The 272-nt window shown below is 38.2% G+C and carries 1 protein-coding gene; it reads left to right on the top strand.

The window, feature by feature from the left end; genetic code table 11:
- On the top strand, window positions 1-272 hold a 272-nt coding region (locus AC0IW9_RS30885), incomplete at both ends, for a hypothetical protein (protein WP_471652119.1).

Genomic DNA, 272 nt, shown 5'->3' with positions numbered 1-272 from the left:
ATTATTTATTGGTTGCTAACCAAACAATACAAGCAACTGCTAAATCCGAAATGGTACATTGCTATCGTTCTAATCTTTGTTTTTATCACGCCAGAATTATACGCTCTTTATAATCAATTTGATTTACACCCTGAAAGGGTCGTTTTCGGAAGAACTGGTGTTTCGGGGCTGAAATTTTTCTTTTGGGATAGCCAGTTTGGCCGTTTTTTTAACAACGGACCGATAAAGGGGAAAGGTGATGTTTCCTTTTTTGTACACACAACGCTTTGGGC

The organism is Belnapia sp. AC561, from assembly GCF_979252845.1.
This window is presented reverse-complemented; position numbering and strand designations above follow the sequence as displayed.